At 70.5% G+C, this 16970-nt stretch carries 16 protein-coding genes; 8 read left to right on the top strand and 8 right to left on the bottom strand.

The annotated features are described in order from the left end of the window. Positions 1–8 precede the first annotated feature (8 nt). Positions 9–1133, top strand: a complete 1125-nt coding sequence (locus ACH34S_RS33285; protein WP_395956832.1) for a histidine kinase — start codon at positions 9–11, stop codon at positions 1131–1133. A gap of 20 nt (positions 1134–1153) precedes the next feature. Continuing rightward, complete coding sequence (locus ACH34S_RS33280; RefSeq protein ID WP_395956936.1) at positions 1154–1813, top strand: response regulator; 660 nt, start codon at positions 1154–1156, stop codon at positions 1811–1813. Here the strand turns inward: ACH34S_RS33280 and ACH34S_RS33275 are convergent, their stop codons facing one another. Beyond that, positions 1814–2641 (bottom strand): 3-keto-5-aminohexanoate cleavage protein, encoded by an 828-nt coding sequence (locus tag ACH34S_RS33275; protein ID WP_395956831.1) that lies wholly within the window; start codon positions 2639–2641, stop codon positions 1814–1816. It lies immediately after the preceding gene. 19 nt (positions 2642–2660) lie between these two features. Between ACH34S_RS33275 and dtd the strand changes: the two genes are divergently transcribed. From dtd to ACH34S_RS33260, 3 genes are all read left to right on the top strand, one after another. Then, a complete protein-coding gene (gene dtd, locus ACH34S_RS33270; protein ID WP_395956830.1) occupies positions 2661–3086 on the top strand; it encodes a D-aminoacyl-tRNA deacylase in 426 nt (141 codons plus the stop codon). Positions 3087–3469: 383 nt separating this feature from the next. Further along, on the top strand, positions 3470–5545 hold the full coding sequence (locus ACH34S_RS33265) for a hypothetical protein (RefSeq protein WP_395956829.1): 2076 nt from the start codon (positions 3470–3472) through the stop codon (positions 5543–5545). A 19-nt stretch (positions 5546–5564) separates the two neighbouring features. Then, positions 5565–6248, top strand: a complete 684-nt coding sequence (locus ACH34S_RS33260) for an ATP-binding cassette domain-containing protein (RefSeq protein ID WP_395956828.1) — start codon at positions 5565–5567, stop codon at positions 6246–6248. Here ACH34S_RS33260 and ACH34S_RS33255 read toward each other — a convergent pair. The 4 genes from ACH34S_RS33255 to ACH34S_RS33240 all read right to left on the bottom strand — a co-directional run bounded on the left by ACH34S_RS33255 (position 6233) and on the right by ACH34S_RS33240 (position 9046). Further along, a complete protein-coding gene (locus ACH34S_RS33255) occupies positions 6233–6724 on the bottom strand; it encodes a hypothetical protein (RefSeq protein ID WP_395956826.1) in 492 nt (163 codons plus the stop codon). The genes ACH34S_RS33260 and ACH34S_RS33255 overlap by 16 nt on opposite strands. A 61-nt stretch (positions 6725–6785) precedes the next feature. Next, entirely contained in the window at positions 6786–7778 is a 993-nt protein-coding gene (locus ACH34S_RS33250) for a YgfZ/GcvT domain-containing protein (protein WP_395956825.1), read from the bottom strand. A gap of 9 nt (positions 7779–7787) precedes the next feature. Next, the gene (locus ACH34S_RS33245; protein ID WP_395956824.1) at positions 7788–8204 is read right to left on the bottom strand and encodes a Fur family transcriptional regulator; all 417 of its coding nucleotides are present in this window, start codon (positions 8202–8204) and stop codon (positions 7788–7790) included. Positions 8205–8560: 356 nt separating this feature from the next. Further along, positions 8561–9046, bottom strand: a complete 486-nt coding sequence (locus ACH34S_RS33240) for an FABP family protein (RefSeq protein ID WP_395956823.1) — start codon at positions 9044–9046, stop codon at positions 8561–8563. Positions 9047–9253: 207 nt separating this feature from the next. Between ACH34S_RS33240 and ACH34S_RS33235 the strand changes: the two genes are divergently transcribed. Both ACH34S_RS33235 and ACH34S_RS33230 read left to right on the top strand, forming a co-directional pair. Continuing rightward, positions 9254–9616, top strand: coding sequence for a DsrE family protein (locus tag ACH34S_RS33235; RefSeq protein ID WP_395956822.1), 363 nt, complete (start codon positions 9254–9256; stop codon positions 9614–9616). 759 nt (positions 9617–10375) lie between these two features. Continuing rightward, the gene (locus ACH34S_RS33230; protein WP_395956821.1) at positions 10376–11395 is read left to right on the top strand and encodes a TerC family protein; all 1020 of its coding nucleotides are present in this window, start codon (positions 10376–10378) and stop codon (positions 11393–11395) included. Positions 11396–11439: 44 nt separating this feature from the next. Here the strand turns inward: ACH34S_RS33230 and ACH34S_RS33225 are convergent, their stop codons facing one another. The 3 genes from ACH34S_RS33225 to ACH34S_RS33215 all read right to left on the bottom strand — a co-directional run bounded on the left by ACH34S_RS33225 (position 11440) and on the right by ACH34S_RS33215 (position 15427). Continuing rightward, a complete protein-coding gene (locus tag ACH34S_RS33225) occupies positions 11440–13611 on the bottom strand; it encodes an MMPL family transporter (protein ID WP_395956820.1) in 2172 nt (723 codons plus the stop codon). Between the two features lie 82 nt (positions 13612–13693). Beyond that, positions 13694–14596, bottom strand: coding sequence for an RNA polymerase sigma factor SigJ (sigJ, locus tag ACH34S_RS33220; protein ID WP_395956819.1), 903 nt, complete (start codon positions 14594–14596; stop codon positions 13694–13696). A gap of 81 nt (positions 14597–14677) precedes the next feature. Next, the gene (locus tag ACH34S_RS33215; RefSeq protein WP_395956818.1) at positions 14678–15427 is read right to left on the bottom strand and encodes an SDR family oxidoreductase; all 750 of its coding nucleotides are present in this window, start codon (positions 15425–15427) and stop codon (positions 14678–14680) included. 522 nt (positions 15428–15949) lie between these two features. On the opposite strand from ACH34S_RS33215, the gene ACH34S_RS33210 reads away from it, so the two are divergent. Then, the gene (locus ACH34S_RS33210; protein ID WP_395956817.1) at positions 15950–16918 is read left to right on the top strand and encodes a hypothetical protein; all 969 of its coding nucleotides are present in this window, start codon (positions 15950–15952) and stop codon (positions 16916–16918) included. The last annotated feature ends 52 nt before the right edge of the window (positions 16919–16970 follow it).

Below are 16970 nucleotides of genomic sequence, written 5' to 3'. Positions count from 1 at the left end.
AAGGGAGAATGCGTGATCGAGCGTTCTCCGGCTCGGCCTATCTGCTGAGCACGCTCGCAACCGCTGCGGCCTCCCTTCTCGCACTGCCGGTGCTGCTCGTACCGGCCGCGGCGCGGGGCTGGGCGGGCTGGCATCGGCGGCGGGCGGGCAGGCTGCTCGACGTTCCGGCCGACGGGCGGCCGTCGCGGCGGCGGGTTCTCGCCTGGACGTTCGCGCACATAGGGGTCGGGCTCTCGTTCGGACTGGCCGCCCTGGTGTGCCTTGGCAACATCGTGGTCGCCGCGGTGGCGCTGCCATTCTGGTGGGCATTTTCCGCGGACGAGCGTCCCAGATTGTTCATTGACGTCCATGTGGGCAATTGGGCGACCGCACTGGTTCTGGGCTCGGTGCAGATCGCTGTGCTGGGTGCGGCGGCCTGGTGGGTGCTCCCGGTGCTGGCGCGGCTCCACGCGCGGCTCAGTCTGGCGGTGCTTGCGCGGTCAGCCCGCGAGCGGCTCACCGAGCGGGTCGACGTGCTGACCAAGAGCCGCGTCGGCGTGGTCGACGCTCATGGCATGGAGCTCCGGCGGATCGAGCGCGACCTGCACGACGGGACGCAGGCGCGCCTGGTGTCCATCGCCATGCAGCTCGGCATCGCCCGGGAGTCCCTCGCCGACGACCCGGACATGGTGGCGACGCTGATCGACCAGGCGCACGACACGGCGGAGGAGGCCATGGCCGAGCTCCGCGCGGTGCTCCAGACGATCTACCCGCCGATCCTCGCCGACCGCGGGCTCGACGGGGCGCTGACGGCGCTGGCCGCGCGGTCGAGCGTGCCGGTCCGCATCGGGCTCGGCGACCTCGGGACGCTCCCGGCGGCCGTGGAGGCGGTGGCCTACTACGTGATCGCCGAGGCGCTGACGAACGTGTCCAAGCACGCCGCCGCCACCCGCGCTGACCTCCGGGTCGAGCGCACCGGTGACGTGCTGTCCATCGAGGTCACCGACGACGGGCAGGGCGGCGCGGACGAGGCGGGCGGCTCCGGGATCACGGGGATGCGCCGCCGGGTCGCCGCGCTGGACGGCGCCGTCCGCCTCGACAGCCCGCCGGGCGGGCCCACCACGCTCGCCGTCCGGATTCCGTGCGCACAATGATCGTCAAGGAGGGCGGGCCCGTGCGGGTCGTGATCGCCGAGGACAACGTTCTGCTGTCCAGCGGGCTGGAGCTGCTGCTGGCGTCGAAGGGCTTCGAGGTCGCGGCGGTCACCGCCGACGGGGAGTCGTTCCTCGACGCCGTCGCCGAGCACCGTCCCGACATCGCCATCGTCGACGTGCGGCTGCCGCCGTCGTTCCGCGACGAGGGCATCCACGCGGCGCTGCGGGCCCGGCGCGAGCACGGCGCGCTGCCGATCCTGGTGCTGTCGCAGTACGTCGAGCGCGAATACGCCGGGGAGCTGCTGTCGGACGGCCGCGGCGGCATCGGCTACCTGCTCAAGGACCGCATCGGCCGGGTCGCCGAGTTCGTGGACGCGCTGCGCCGCGTGGCGTCCGGCGGCACCGCCATGGACCCCGACGTGGTCGCCCAGCTCATCGCGCGCCGTACCGGCACCCCGCTGGACACCCTCACGCCCCGGGAACGGGAGTCGCTCGCCCTCATGGCGCAGGGCCACGACAACGCCACCATCGCCGAGCGGATGCGGATCTCCGACAACGCCGTCCACAAGCACATCGGCAACATCTTCGCCAAGCTCGGCCTGGCACCGGACGACTCCGGCCACCGGCGCGTGCGGGCGGTGCTCGCCTACCTCGACGGCACCACCGGAGAGAACCCCTGATCAGCGGGGTTTGGTGGCCAGGAGAGTGCGCGCTTCTGCGGCGGGCATGGGTGGGCGTTGAGCCAGGTGGGCGGCCTGGGCCGCGCGTTCCACAAGCTGGACGTTCGCCGTGACCGGCTCTCCCTTGGCATAGGTGACCGTGTCTTCCATGCCCACTCGGAGATGGCCACCTGCCGAGAGGGCCGCCAGGAGGACGGGGAGGGACGTGCGGCCAATGCCGGTGGCCGACCAGGTTGCGCCGGGCGGGAGGGCCTCCACGGCGGCGACCAGGGTCCGGGCGTCGCCTGGCATGCCGCCCGGGACGCCCATCACCAGGTCACAGTGGACGTGTCCGCCGGAAGGGAGCCCGTGCTTGTCCAGGAGGCGGTGCAGGGCGGCTATGTGGCCCAGGTCGAACAGCTCGAATTCCGGGACGATCTCCAGGGCCTGGGTGCGCTGGTAGAGCTCCACCATGAACGACCACGGGTTCATGAACACGTCGTCGCCGAAATTGACCGTGCCGCAGGTGAGCGAGCACATGTCGGGCTCGGCGTCCAGGACGCGGAGGCGGTCCTCGTACGGGTCGGTGACCGCGCCGCCCGTGGACAGCTGGACGATCAGGCCCGTGCTCTCCCGCAGCGCCGCCACCGTGTCCCGGAGGCGGGCCGGGTCGAGGGTCGGCCGTGCGTCGTCGTCGCGGATGTGCACGTGGATCACGGCCGCGCCGGCCGCCTCGCACTCCTTGGCCGTCTGGACCAGTTCATCCAGGGTGACGGGGAGGGCCGGAACGTCCGCCTTCGCGGACTCGGCCCCCGTCGGCGCCACCGTGATGAGCGTCTTTGCTCCCATGGCGGCAGAATGCAATGTCATGCGTGCTGTAGTCCAGCGGGTGAGCCAGGCCAGCGTGTCGGTGGACGGGCGGGTCGTCGGGGCGATCGAGGGGCCCGGGCTGCTGGTCCTCGTGGGCGTGACTCATGACGACGACGCCGGGAAGGCCCGCAGGCTGGCCGCGAAGTTGTGGGGGCTGCGGATCCTGCACGACGAGAAGTCGTGCTCGGACCTGAACGCGCCACTGCTCGTTGTGAGCCAATTCACTCTTTACGGGGACGCGCGAAAGGGGCGCCGTCCGACGTGGACGGCCGCCGCCCCCGGCCCGGTCGCCGAACCGCTGGTGGACGCGGTCGTGCACGAGTTGAGGGCGCTGGGCGCCAAGGTCGAGACCGGCGAGTTCGGGGCGGATATGAAGGTCGCCCTCGTCAATGACGGCCCCATCACGCTGATCGTGGACATCTGATCCGGCCAATGCCGGGCCGTGGCGGTCAGCGGATTCCGCAGGCCCATGCCGAACAGTATTGACGTCTGTACCGAGGGCGGCAGAGGATTCCCACGTTCATTTGCGTAGAGCATCGTCAACAATGCCCTGGGTAACAGTCGCCCATACCACACGTACCGCGGCATCGCCATCATGTTAAAGCCCGGAAGTCGGCGACACCATCAGCCATTCCGACTCGCCGTCAACAAGGTGTTTACAGTTGCTCGTTGACGGCTGTAGGGTCGAATCGCTCCCCGAAACACTTCCCTTCTGAACACCGATTGGTGAACCAGGAGGACGAGATCAGCGGAAGACCCCACCCCTGTGCGTCTGCGAACGACCTTTGGATTCAGAGGGATGCCTCCATGCGCCACCCCGGATTGAAAATCCTGCACGGTCTGATGCTCGCCGTCTCGGTGACACTCGCTTTCCTCGTCCTCCAGGATCTGGACGGGAGACAGCCTCCCGGGGCCACGGCGGTGATCTGGATCCAGGACACCCGGCACGGCGTGAGCGGCGCCGAGACCGCGCGGATGATCAGTACTTTCGCGCGCGGGCAGCGCGTGTCGATCGTGCGTGAGGTCCACGATCCCCGCAGGCCGGACAGCCATCGGCACCTCTACATCGCCGCGGGCGACGCGGGATCGGCGCCCGCGTCCTGGCTGCGGCGGGGGTATCCGGACTTCGGCCATCGCGTGCGCACCGACACCCGCCCGTTCGAGCAGGCCGCCGCTCTCGATCCGAGAGCCATGTACCAGGTATACGGTTCCCGCCGATCGGTCGGAGAGCTCCAGGCCGAGTTCGCCAGGCTGGGCCTCTCCGGTGACCCGGTTCGACCCACCGGGTTCGGCGAGGACGTTGAACGATACGCACGTTCCTCGCTCGGGTCGGCCTATCTCGTCGTGCTGCTCAGCGTGGTGCTGACCGTGGGCGCCAGCGTGCTCCTGAGCGCCAAGGGATACGGCGTGCTGCGCCTGCAAGGCATGTCGTACCTGGCGATTCTCCGGTGGGATCTCCGCCGGCTGGCGCCCTTCTGGTTCATCGAGGCCGCAGTGGCCACGGCGGTCACGCTGGCCCTTCTCGGCTGGTACAACGGGTTCGCCCGGCTGGGGCTGTTCGCCGTCGTCGCAGGTGGTCTCGCAGGGATCCTGGGCCTGCTCGCCCTCGTCACCCATCTCGGCGCGCTCGCCCTGCTGGCACGCACCGGCGTGGCTCGGGGGCTGAAAGGGGAGGTGACGGCCGGTCCGGCGATGACCGCCGTCTATTCGCTGCGGATCGCGGCCGCGCTTCTCGTCCTCGCCATCGGCGGGACCACCCTTGCGTCATTTCAGGACTTCACGCAGAAGAAGGCGGGCGAGAAACGCTTCGAGGCACTGGGCGAAGCGAGCAACGTCGCGCTGCCGGGCAGCCGTACGGAAAAGGCCGCTGAGGAGATGTCCGTCCGGGTCGGGCGATGGTTACGCCGGGCCGACGAACGCGGGCAGGTCATCGCGGTCTATCGATGGAGATTGGAGCAGTTCGGCCCGCCGCGGAAAGGGCCCCGGGGAGGGGAGGTGCTGTTCGTCAACGATACCTTTCTCACCGAGCAGCCGATCCTGGGGCCGTCCGGCAAACGGTACGCTCCTGACCCTCGTGCCGGAGTGCGGGTCATCATCCCAGAACGGCTGCGTGAGCACGCTCAGGTAATTACCCATAACGTCCCGGTAGCGATCCATCCGGGCGACGAGGGGACGCTGGTTCGCCGGTCCGGTGTGAAGCAGGCATGGTCCAAAAACGGCCAGACCGTCTTCACGTTCGGTGTCACCAGCGAAGGCTTGACCAAACCCCTCGTCCACGATCCCGTGATCGTCGTCATTCCCAACGGATCGCGCCTCATCGCCGACGGCGACTACACCGCAAGGGCGACTCATAACGGGATCATCTTCAAGAATCCCGAGGACATTCTCCAGGCCGCCTGCCGGGAAATCCCGCAGGAGGACATCGCGGCCATGACCCCGGTCGCCCAGCGCGCGGCCCAGGACCGCACGAGATCCGCGGACGAGCTGCGGATCAACGGGGTCAGCCTCGCGGCGGCGTTGATCGTCCTTTTCATCACCGGGATCGGGGCGTGCGTGATCCACGCCCGCAGGAACGCCCAGGCCGTGTTCGCCAAGCACATCAGCGGCTGGTCGTTCTGGACGATCCACCGGCGCCTGTTCGTCCTCGACGCCGTCGTCGCCTGCGGCCTGCTGGCCTGGGTCGCCCGGGAGGCCCTGGGACGGTCGGCGGCCATATCCAGATTCACAGACATGGGCGTCCCGCCACCACCGGGCCTGCCCGCGGCGAACTGGTGGGCGCTGGTACCCGCGGCGGGGGTGGCCGCTTTGGCGACCGCCCTGCTGGCGACCGCGCTCGCCTTCGCCCACCGCCGCATCGTGCGCGAGCGCGCCGCCGATGCCTGACCACGACGGGAGCCGATGCATGATCGCCATCAAGAGCCTGTCCAAGACGTTCGGGCGCCGTACGCTCTGGTCCGGCCTCGACCTCACGGTCGGGGTGGGCGAGATGCTGGCCGTGACCGGCCCCAGCGGATCGGGCAAGTCGACCCTGCTCAACTGCATCGGCCTGCTCGAATCACCGACCAGCGGGCAGATCCTGTACGACGGCGCCGACATCACCCGGTTCGGAAGGCGCGCCGCGCGCCGCTTCCGCCGCGACGTCCTGGGCTACCTGTTCCAGAGCTACGCGCTCATCGAGAACGCGACCGTGACGGACAACCTCGACATCGTGTCCGCGAGCCGCCGCGACCGCCGTTCCCGCCACCGCGACGCGCTCGAGCGGGTGGGCCTCGCCGGCCGGGAGAAGGAGAAGATCCACCACCTCAGCGGCGGCGAGCAGCAGCGTGTCGCGCTGGCCCGCCTGCTGGTCAAGCGACCGCCGCTGATCCTGGCCGACGAGCCGACGGGCGCGCTGGACTACCCCAACGCCGTCGTGGTCATCGACACCCTGCGGCAGCTGAGCCACACCGGATCCGCCGTGATCATCGCCACCCACAGCGGCTACATCAAGGGCCGGTGCGACACCGTCTTCGAGCCCGGGGGCCTCAGCGGGTTCGACGGCCTGGAGGACGATCTGGTCGAACGGCCCGATCAGCGGAAGCCGTAGATCATGCCTACCAGGGTGACCAGCGTTCCCACGGCGGCCAGGAGGATGAGGGCGCGGTCGGCTTGGGTGAGGCGTCCGCGTACGTACGGGGAGTGGACCACACCGCCCGTCTCGGCGCCCTCAACGCTCTTCTGGAAGGGGTCGCGGAGGCCTATCAGGCGCCAGAGTGCGTCGTTCTTCAGGCGTTGATGGTCTGGGGCGCAGGCGAACAGGCGTCCGCGGACGCGATCCGCGCAGGGGTAGCCCTCTCGTTTCAGCACCCGGCACAGGGTCGGGACCAGGGCGAACTCGTACAGGCACCACGACAGGAGCCCGAGCAGCGCGACGCGCCATGACTGCAGCCACAGGGCGGCACCGGCGAACGCGGCGAACAGGGCCCACCACACCAGCGCGGACTCCCTGCGCGGGAGGCGCCGGGCGCCCTTCCTGGCCGGTGGAGGATCCGGAGGCTCCTCTTTCCCCAGGTTCACGACCATACGGGAGGAAACCGCCTTCCCCGGGGCACAGCCGGTTAGAAATCGCCTAACTCAGCCGATTTTATCCGTGTTTGGCCGGGCGCCGCCGGAGGTCGATCTGCGCGTTCGCGCCGGTCTCCGGCGACACGATGACCTCCTGCGCCGCCGCGACGCCGTCCGCCAGGAGCTCGGCGTCGACCGGGACGTTCCGCTTGACCAGCGCCAGCGCGATCGGGCCCAGCTCGTGGTGGCGGGCCGACGTGCCGACGAAACCGATGGTGCGGCCGCCGTCCGGGAGTTCGACGGGGGCGCCCCGGGCCGGGAGGCGGTCGACGCTCCCGTCCAGGTGCAGGAAGACCAGGCGGCGCGGCGGGCGCCCCAGGTTGTGGACGCGCGCGACCGTCTCCTGCCCCCGGTAGCAGCCCTTGTTCAGATGGACGGCCGTCTCCACGTAGCCCGCCTCGTGCGGGATCGTCCGGTGGTCGGTGTCGAGGCCGAGCCTCGGGCGGTGCTCGGCGATCCGGAGCGCCTCGTAGGCCCAGAGCCCCGCCGGGCGCAGCTCCGCCGGGAACGGCTCCGCTCGCGGGACGATCCGGGTGACGGTTCCGGCGACGTCCGGCCAGGCCACAGCGCCCGGGTCGGCGGGCCCCGGGACGGTGATCACGGCATAGTCGGCGGAGACGTCGGCGACCTCTACGCGGAGCATGAAGCGCATCCGGTCGAGGAACTCCACCAGCGCGGGCGCCGCGCCGGGCTCGACATGCGCCCAGACGCTCTCGCCGTCGTCGATCAGGTGGAGGTGGTGCTCGATGTGGCCGTGGGGGCCGAGCAGCAGCGCCTCGGTCGGGTCGAACGGCTTCAGCGCGTCCAGATGCTGGCTCAGCAGGCTGTGCAACCAGCTCAGCCGGTCTGGCCCGGAGACCCGGACGACGCCCCGGTTGCTCCGGTCGACGAACGCCGTGCCCTCCTCCAAAGCTCGTTGCTCCTGCGCGGGCTCACCGTAGTGCGCGGCGACCTCCTGGTCGGGCGCATCGGCGGGGACGGCTCCGGACGACTGCAGCAACGGGCTCTCCATGCCACCAGGTTATGTGGCGCGGCACTCCTTGCACCGCCCGTAGACAGTGAGGTGGTGCACGTCGGTCTCGAAGCCGAAGTCGCGGAGGAGGCCCTCGGCGAGCCCGGACGCGGCGCTCGGGTCGACGTCCTGGACGGTGTGGCAGCCCCGGCACACGAGATGGATGTGCTCGGCCTCGGCGGCGATGTGGTAGTTCGGCGGGCCGTGCCCGAGATGCGCGTGCTTGACCAGCCCGAGCTCTTCGAGGAGCTCCAGCGTCCGGTAGACGGTGGAGATGTTCACGCCGCGGGCGGTGCGCTGCACCTCGGTGCAGATCTCCTCGGGGGTCGCGTGCTCCAGGTTGGTGACAGCCTCAAGGACCAGCTGGCGCTGGGGGGTGACCCGATACCCCTTCGCCCGCAGTTCCTCCTGCCACGACTCGACCATGGTCCGAGTCTAGATCCCGTCCGGCGCGTCCCGTCCCGGGCCATGGAACGCCGCGGGTTCGGCCCTCGGAAAACCTGCTTGCCCGATCGCGGGAGGCTCGCATAGCGTGCGAAGTACGCGCGAAAGGAGGTGGTCCTAAACAATGGTTTCTTGTAGGACTCGCGAGGTGACTGTCCGCTAGTCGCCGTTCCGCCTCGGCGCCGCCGCCCCCGGCGGTGGCAACCGGTCGCGACGGTGACCGGCGAATCCCAGGCAGTTACCCGGTCCCCGGACCGATGGACCCGTCCTGTCCATCGCCCGCCCACGCGGGAAGGTCCGGGGATCGTTCATGTCCGGCGTCCCCGCCGCGCCGACGCTCAGCCGACCCTCTTGAGCTGTGCGGACAGGTGCGACTGGAGCTTCTGGCCCATGGCCGCCATGTCGTAGGCCCAGCCGAGGTCCTCGCCGATCATGCCGTACAGCCGGTGCCCGCCCGTCACCTCCTTGGCCGACTCGGTGCGCGCGACGACGTCGGTGTGCAGCTCCACCCGGCCGAACGCGACGGTGCCGACGTAGATCTCGACGATGCCGGTCGGGTGCGCCAGCGTCACCTCGACCTGGTTGTCGGGACGCGGCCGCCAGTAGCCCGTCTCGGTGGCCAGCGGGCGCCCGAGCGTGCCGTCCTCCTCGATCAGCCAGGTCCGGCTCGCATAGCTCAGAAACGGCTTCCCGATATGGGTGAAGGACAGCTCCTGCCCGAAGTTGAACGACTCGATCGTGGGATAGCCGCCGACGCCGGCGCCCTCCCAGGTGCCGAGGAGGAACTTCAGCGGCTCGAGGTCCGGATGCAGCTCAGGATCCATGGGCACCGAGGGTAGCGGCGTCCGATCACTTGATGGCGCCCGACGATCACTTGGGGCCGTCCGCGATCACTTGAGGCGGGCGAGCCGGATCACCAGCAGGACCGCGGACACCACCACGAGCCCCAGGAAGACGACGAGGATCCCCGCGTTCAGCATCCCACCCATACCGCAGGATGCTACGCGGCTCCGCCGGGCTAGAGTTCTACCATGGCCAGACCGCTGGTGATCAAGGTGACGGCGGGCGCGGACGCCCCCGAGCGCTGCAACCAGGCGTTCACCGTGGCCGCGGCGGCCGCCGCGAGCGGGGTGCCGATCTCGCTGTGGCTGACCGGCGAGTCCGCGTGGTTCGCGCTGCCGGGGCGCGCGGCGGAGTTCTCACTACCGCACGCCACTCCGCTGGACGACCTGCTCACCGTGGTCCTCACCGCCGGGCGCGTCACCCTGTGCACGCAGTGCGCGGCCCGCCGTGACATCGGCCCGGACGACGTCCTGCCCGGCGTCCGCATCGCCGGCGCGCCGACGTTCGTCGAGGAGATCACCCGCGACGACGTCCAGGCGCTCGTGTACTGACCTGCGGCTGGACGCCGCCGCCAGCGCCACACCCGCCACGACCGCCCCGCTGAGGCCGAGCATGAGGTCGACGACGGTGTCGCTGTAGGCCGTGACGGCCTCGGGGGTGTCGAGGATGAACAGGCGGTACTCGATGAACTCCCAGACGATCGCCGCTATCGCGCCGAGCCCGGCGCAGCCCAGCGCCAGCGTCCGGCCGCCGAGGCCGCCCCACCGGCGCAGGGCCAGCCCGGCGGCGGCGCTCAGCAGGGCCCAGTTCCCGAAGTGGCAGGCGTCGTCGAACCAGCTCACGGTGTCGTAGAGGTCGGCGGCGTTGCCCGCGACGTCGATGAGGAACGGCGCGGTCACCAGGAGGTCGATGTCCCACGGGTACGCCTTCGCCGCCCGCCGCCGCCCGCGCAGCGCCCAGATCAGCGCGACGACCATGACGGCGGCGGGGTAGGCGACCACGCGGGCGCCCATCGCCTTGTCCGCGAACCGGTCCCATTCGGGGAAGGCGACGGCGAGGACGAGGAGCGCGGCCAGGGCCGCCTTGGCCAGCAGCGCGGCGGGAAGCCAACGGGACGTGTTCATGCCGCCAGCCTCTCCGCCCGCGGGGTGCGGGCACATCGGCGCGGATACTCAGATCGGCCTGAGTGCCATCACGATCGGGGCGGGAGAGCACGCGAAGGCACGCCGAGGTATAAGTGCCGCAGAACGGATATAGATCATGGGACGTAGACGGGGACGGCCGACGCCCCGACCGAGTGGAGCCGCCGGATGGTCGACATACCCGCATGGGCCTGGGGCGCGACGATCGCCCTGGTCATCGCGCTGTTCGTGTTCGACCTGCTCGTCGCCGTCCGGCGCCCGCACGCGGTCGGGCTCCGGGAGGCGGCGTTCTGGTCGGTGTTCTACATCGCCGTCGCGATCATCTTCGGGCTCGCCGTCTGGGCCCTCGCCGGGACGACGGCGGGCACCGAGTACTTCTCCGGCTGGGTGGTGGAGAAGAGCCTGTCGGTCGACAACCTCTTCGTCTTCGTGATCATCATGGCGCGGTTCGCCGTGCCCGCGGAGTTCCAGCAGAAGACGCTGCTGTTCGGCATCGCGGCGGCGCTCATCCTGCGGGCGATCCTCATCGCGATCGGCGCCGCGGCGATCAACCTGTTCTCCTTCACGTTCCTGCTCTTCGGGCTGATCCTGATCTGGACGGCGGTCCAGCTCGTCCGGCACCGCAACGAGGAGCCCGACGTCGAGGACACCTTCTTCGTCCGCCGCGCCCGCAAGCTCTTCCCGGTGAGCACCGACTTCCACGGCGGCCGGATGATCGCGCACGAGGACGGCCGGCGCGTGGCGACGCCGCTGCTGCTGGTGTTCGTCGCGATCGGCAGCACGGACGTCCTGTTCGCGCTCGACTCCATCCCCGCCGTGTTCGGCGTGACGAAGGAACCGTTCATCGTCTTCACCGCCAACGCGTTCGCCCTCCTCGGCCTGCGCGCCCTGTACTTCCTCATCGAGGGGCTGCTGGAACGGCTCGTCTACCTGACGATCGGGCTGTCGACGATCCTGGGGTTCATCGGCGTGAAGCTGATCCTGCATTTCCTGCACGAGGACGTCAGCAAGTCCGTCCCGGAGATCCCGACGCCGCTGTCGCTGGGCGTGATCCTGGCGATCCTGCTGTTCACGACGGGTGCGAGCCTCGTCCGCGTGCATCACCACCCGGAGGAGAAGGCGCGTCCGGGGACGCTGCGCAAGCGCCGCGAGAAGAAGCGGAGCGAGGAGGAGCCCGCCACCCGATGACGCGGGCGGCGGGCTCGTCCATGCGCCGGGCTCGTACAGCGAATTCAGGCCTTCTCGACCTGGACTTCGGGCAGCACGCGGGCCAGCGGGCGCGGGAACCACCAGGCGTGCCGTCCGAGCAGCCGCATCACCGCCGGGACGATCAGGCAGCGGATGATCACGGCGTCCACGAAGACGGCCACGGCCATCCCGAAGCCGGTCTGCTGGAGCAGCCGTTCCGGGCTGAGCATGAACGCGCCGAAGACGACGACCATGATCGCGCCGGCCGCGGTGATCACGGACCCGGTGTGGGCCAGCCCCTCGCGGACGGCGTGCGCCGCGTCCCCGGTCCGCAGCCATTCCTCGCGCATCCGGGACACGAGGAAGATCTCGTAGTCCATGGACAGCCCGAACACGATCGCGAACACCATCACCGGCAGGTACGCCTCGATCGGTGCGGCCTCGGTGCCGAACCGCCCGTCCTGGAACACCAGCTTCATCGCGCCGAGCGCCGCGCCGATGCTCAGCAGGTTCAGCAGCGCCGCCTTCAGCGGGATCAGCACGGAGCGGAACACCGCCATCAGCAGGACGACCGACAGCCCGACGACGATCGCCATGAACAGCGGCATCCGGTCCGCGACCTTCGCGGAGAAGTCCTCCGCGGCGGCCGTGGCCCCGCCGACGAGCACGTCGGCGCCGGTCCGGGCCGACACTCCGGGCAGGACGTCGTTCCGGAGCGTCGAGACGAGCTCGGACGTCTCCTCTGCCTGCGGGGACGTGGTGGGGAAGACGAGCATGGTGGCGATCCGCCCGTCCGGCGCGGCGACGGGCGCGCCCGCGGCCTTGACGCCCTCGACGTTCTGGAGCGCCTGCGAGACCGCCGCGCCCGCCCGGGCCGGGCCTCCCTCGCCGCCCTGCACCACCAGGAGCAGCGGCCCGTTGAATCCGGGGCCGAACCCCTGCGACAGCAGGTCGTAGGCTTCGCGGCTGGTCGTGCCCTGCGGGTCGTTGCCGGCGTCGGCGAACCCGAACCGCATGCCCAGCGCCGGGACGGCGAGCGCCCCGAGCAGCACGCCGCCGACCACCAGCGCCACCAGCGGGCGGCGCTGCACCAGCCCGCCGACGCGCCGCCACAGCGCGCCCTCGTCCGCCTTGCCCTTGGCGGCCCGCCGCGCGGCCCGGTCGGTGAACTGGCGCGCGAACCGCTTCCCGAACACGCCGAGCAGCGCGGGCAGGAGAGTGAGGGACGCGAGCATCGTGACCAGCACCGTCAGCGCGACCGACAGGGCCATGCCCTGCAGCGAACCGAGGCCGAGCGCGACCAGGCCGAGCAGCGCGAGGATCACCGTGCAGCCGGCGAAGAACACCGTCCGGCCCGCGACGTCCAGCGCGGCGACGGCCGCCTGCCCCGGCGGCGTGCCCTTGACCAGCTCGCCGCGGTACCGGGCGAAGACGAGCAGGGCGTAGTCGATGCCGACGCCGAGCCCGACGAGCATCATCACGTACGGCGTCCAGTCGGCGACCGTGAACAGGTGCGACGCCAGCACGATCGCGCCGAGCGTCGACCCGACGGCGAACACCGCGGTGATGATCGGCAGCCCGGCGGCGATGAACGTGCCGAACATCAGGACCAGGATGGCCATCGCGGCGAGCAGCCCGATGCCCTCGGCCGTACCGCCCTCGCCCGCGGCGAGCAGCCGCGCCGCCTCGCCGCCCAGCTCGACGCGGAGGCCGTCGCGTTCCGCCTTGGCCGCCGCCTCGTACACCAGCTCGCTGTCGGGCTTGGTCATCTGCTTGGACGGGACGTCCAGCACCACCGTGGCGTATCCGATCTTGCCGCCGGGGGCGATGGCGGACGCGTCCGCGTACGGGCTGCGCACCTGGGCGATCTTCGGGACCGCGGCGACGTCGGCCAGCATGGTCTCGACCTGCCGCCGGGTGGCGGGGTCGGCCAGCCCGGCGTCGCTGCTCAGGACGATCTGCATCGTGTCGCCCGCCCGGCCGAGCCCGTGCGCGGACAGCAGGTCGGCGGCCTCCTGGGATTCGGTGCCGGGGAGCGAGAAGTCGTTGCGGTAGTCGTTGCCGCTCACCGTCGCGGCGCCCCAGACCCCGGCGAGGACCGCGACCCAGAGCATCAGGACGAGCCAGCGCCGCCGATGGGCGAACCCGGCGACGCGGGCGAAGAAGCCCGCGGGCGGCCGCACCGCCTTGGCCGGTGATTCTTCTGTCAGTGTCATGACCTTTTCCTTACGTTTGATTACTTTCAGTAGTTGGACGTGAGCGTGCGCGATCAGCGGTGGAGCGGAGGGGGGCGGTAGGTCAGCCGGTGTGCGGCTCCTGGACGGTGGTGAGCTTGTCGGGGTTGCGGATGACGTCGATCGCGACGATCCGTCCGGCATCGGCGGTGATCGCCGCCACGGACAGATTGCCGTCGATCCCCCGCGCGACGACCCCCGGCGCCCCGTTGATCGTGGTCACCCGCATCTCGGGCACGGGGGCTCCGCTGAAGGCGAGCATCGCCGCGGCCACGCCGTCCGCGCCGCGGATGACGCGCGGCACCGTGCTGACCTTGCCGCCGCCGTCGCCGCGGAGCACGACCTCGGGAGCCAGCAGCTCCATCAGCCGGTCGAGGTCGCCGTTCCGGCAGGCGCTCAGGAACGCGGTGACCAGCGCCCGCTGCTCGTCCTGCGTGGGCGGGAAGCGCGGCCGGCCCTCCGCCACGCGCCGCCGGGCCCGCGACGCGAGCTGCCGCACCGCCACCGTCGAGCGTCCGACGACCTCCGCGACCTCGTCGAAGGGCAGCCCGAACACGTCATGCAGCAGGAACGCCATCCGCTCGGCGGGCGACAGGCTCTCCATGACGACGAGCATCGCCATGCTGACCTGCTCGTCCATCGTCACCCGGTCGGCCGGGTCGGCGGCGGGCGGCGCGTCCCCGACCAGGGGCTCGGGCAGCCACGTCCCGACGTAGCGCTCCCGGCGGGCCCGGGCGGTGCCGAGCGCGTCCAGCGCCAGCCGCCCGACGATCCGGACCAGATAGGCCCGGAGGTCGCGGATCTCGCCCGGGTCGTCCAGGCCGCGCAGCCGCAGCCACGCCTCCTGCACGCAGTCCTCCGCCTCGGCCAGCGACCCGAGCGTCGCGTAAGCGACGCGGACCAGCCGCGGGCGCTCCACCTCGAAGGCCTGCGCCAGCTCGTTCACCACGTTCCGCCGGTAGCTCATACGCCAAGGACGACGCAGCCCTCGATTGCGTGACATCTCCGGGCCCGAGCGAGTCGCCCCGGCACCGGCCAGAGACTCCGGCTAGAGGACGAAACCGCCGGTGGCGCGGATGTTCTGGCCCGTGATCCAGCGCCCGTCCGGCCCGGCGAGCATCGCGACCACGTCGGCGATGTCCTCGGGCGTCCCGACACGGCCGAGCGCCGTGAACGCCGCGGTCTGCTCCAGGGCTTCGGGCGGATTGGTGTCTCGCAGCAGGTCGGTGTCCGTCGCGCCCGGCGAGACGGTGTTGACCGTGATGTTCCGCGCGCCGAACTCGCGGGCGGCGACCGCGGTGAACTGCTCCAGCGCGGCCTTGCTCGCCGAGTACAGCGCGAGGCCCGGCATCGGCAGGACGGTGTTCAGCGTCGAGATGTTCACGATGCGCCCGCCGTCGCGCAGCAGGGGCTCCGCGCGGCGCATCGCCAGCAGGGGGAACTTCGCGTTCACCGTCATGACCCGGTCGAACAGTTCCGGGGTGATGTCGCGAATGGGGGTCGGCGGGTTGATGGCGGCGTTGTTGACGAGAACGTCCAGCCCCCTGTGGACTCCCTCGACGCGCTCGACGCGCTCGAAGAGCGCGTCCAGGCTCGCCAGATCCTCCTGGTCGGCGCGGACGGCGACCGTGCCCGCGACCTCCCGGGCGAGCGCGTCGGCGGCGTCCTCGTTCTCCCGGTAGCCGAAGACGACCTGTGCGCCGTCCCTGGCGAGCCGCCGGACGACGGCCTTCCCGATTCCGCGTGAACCGCCCGTGACCAGGGCGCGCTTCCCGTCGAGCGGCTTGGCTGCTGTCATGACTCCCGACGCTAGTCGCTCGGCCGGTCCTTGTCTTGAGGCGAGGCACCGTTGTGATACTCCGCAGTACGGCTTTCTCCCCGGCCACTTGGAAGAACCCTTTTTCGACACCGGAGAGCCGGGGTTCGGATTGGCCATGGCGGACCCGGTTCACGAGCGCTACACTTACGCCGTCGCTTACGGCTTTAACGATCATGAACGTTGCCCGCGCATTCTCCCCCGACCACTTCTGTCATGAATATCTGTTATCAGTGTGGTTCTGAATTAGGCTCGCGCACCGCGTATTGCGCGCTGTGCGGAATGGCGGTTCTGCCGAGCGCCATAACCGCGGCGACGGCTCTGGCCCCGGCTCCGCCCGCACCCGCGGCCGCGCCCATGCCTACGCCCCCGCCCGTGCCCGTGGCTCCGTCCACGCCGACCGGGCCCGTGCTCAGCACGCCGGTGGTGACCCTTCCGGCCATCGCCGTCAGTGCCGGGACGGCGGGTGGCGCGCAATTTCGCCGACCGCGGAAGCGAACGCTGGTGGTTCTCGCCATCGTGCCGATCATGCTGGTGGGCTGCGCTTTCGCCGCCTACACCGTCCTCAAGCCGCCGACCGCGGAGTCGACGGTGGAGCAGTATTTCGACGAACTCTCCGACGGCGACACGGCGGCCGCACTCGAACTCGTTTCCGACGCGTCCGAATATTCGCCGGAAAGCAATCCGCTTCTCGTCCCCAAGGTCCTCTCCGAGGCCGATAGCCGGCCGCGCAACCTGCGAATCCTGGGGACGGACCTCTTCACCGGCGCCGAGCGGAAGGTGACGTCCGTGCGGGTCTCGTACGAGATTCGCGGCGCCACCGTGACGCAGGCGATTCTGGCGACCAGGGGAACGGACGGCGACCCCGCGTACGTGCTCTACGAGCCGTTCCTGCGGTTGGGCGTGACGTCCCTGGCAGGACGGCAGCTCACGGTCAACGGAGTCGCGACGCCCCTCGGCGCCGAGGACTACACCTACGTCTTCCCCGGCGCCTACACGGCCGGCGCGCAGGGCACTCCACTGATCGCCGGTGCCACGGCGAACGCCACGGTGCGGTCCGGGGGCATCGAAGAGCAGGCGGTCGCCATCGTCGACTTCGGGACGCCGACCCTGGCGCCCGGCGCGCAGGAGGCCGTCCAGACGATGGTCAAGCAGCAGATCGACACCTGCGCGCAGAGCACGAGCAGCCAGCCCCCCAACTGCCCGTTCAGCACCTATCTCTTCGGCTCGGACGAATCGGTGAAGTGGACGATCACCGCCTACCCGACCGTGACCGTGGCGCTGTCGTCCTACCCGTCCGAAGAGCAGCAGGCCGTCATCTCCTCGGAGTCCTACGACGGGGTGGCGCACTACGTCGCGAAGGTCACCGACCTGTTCGGCGGCGGCACCGAGACCCAGACCGGGGACGTCCGCTTCGGCGTGCAGGGGTCGGCGACGGCGACGGGCGGCCAGATCACCGTGTCCATCAGCTAGACCCGCGAGCAGACCCCGCGAGTCGGCCAGACCCTGCGAACTCAGGCAGACC

Source organism: Actinomadura sp. 3N508 (assembly GCF_044326375.1).
Classification (GTDB): domain Bacteria; phylum Actinomycetota; class Actinomycetes; order Streptosporangiales; family Streptosporangiaceae; genus Spirillospora.
This window is presented reverse-complemented; position numbering and strand designations above follow the sequence as displayed.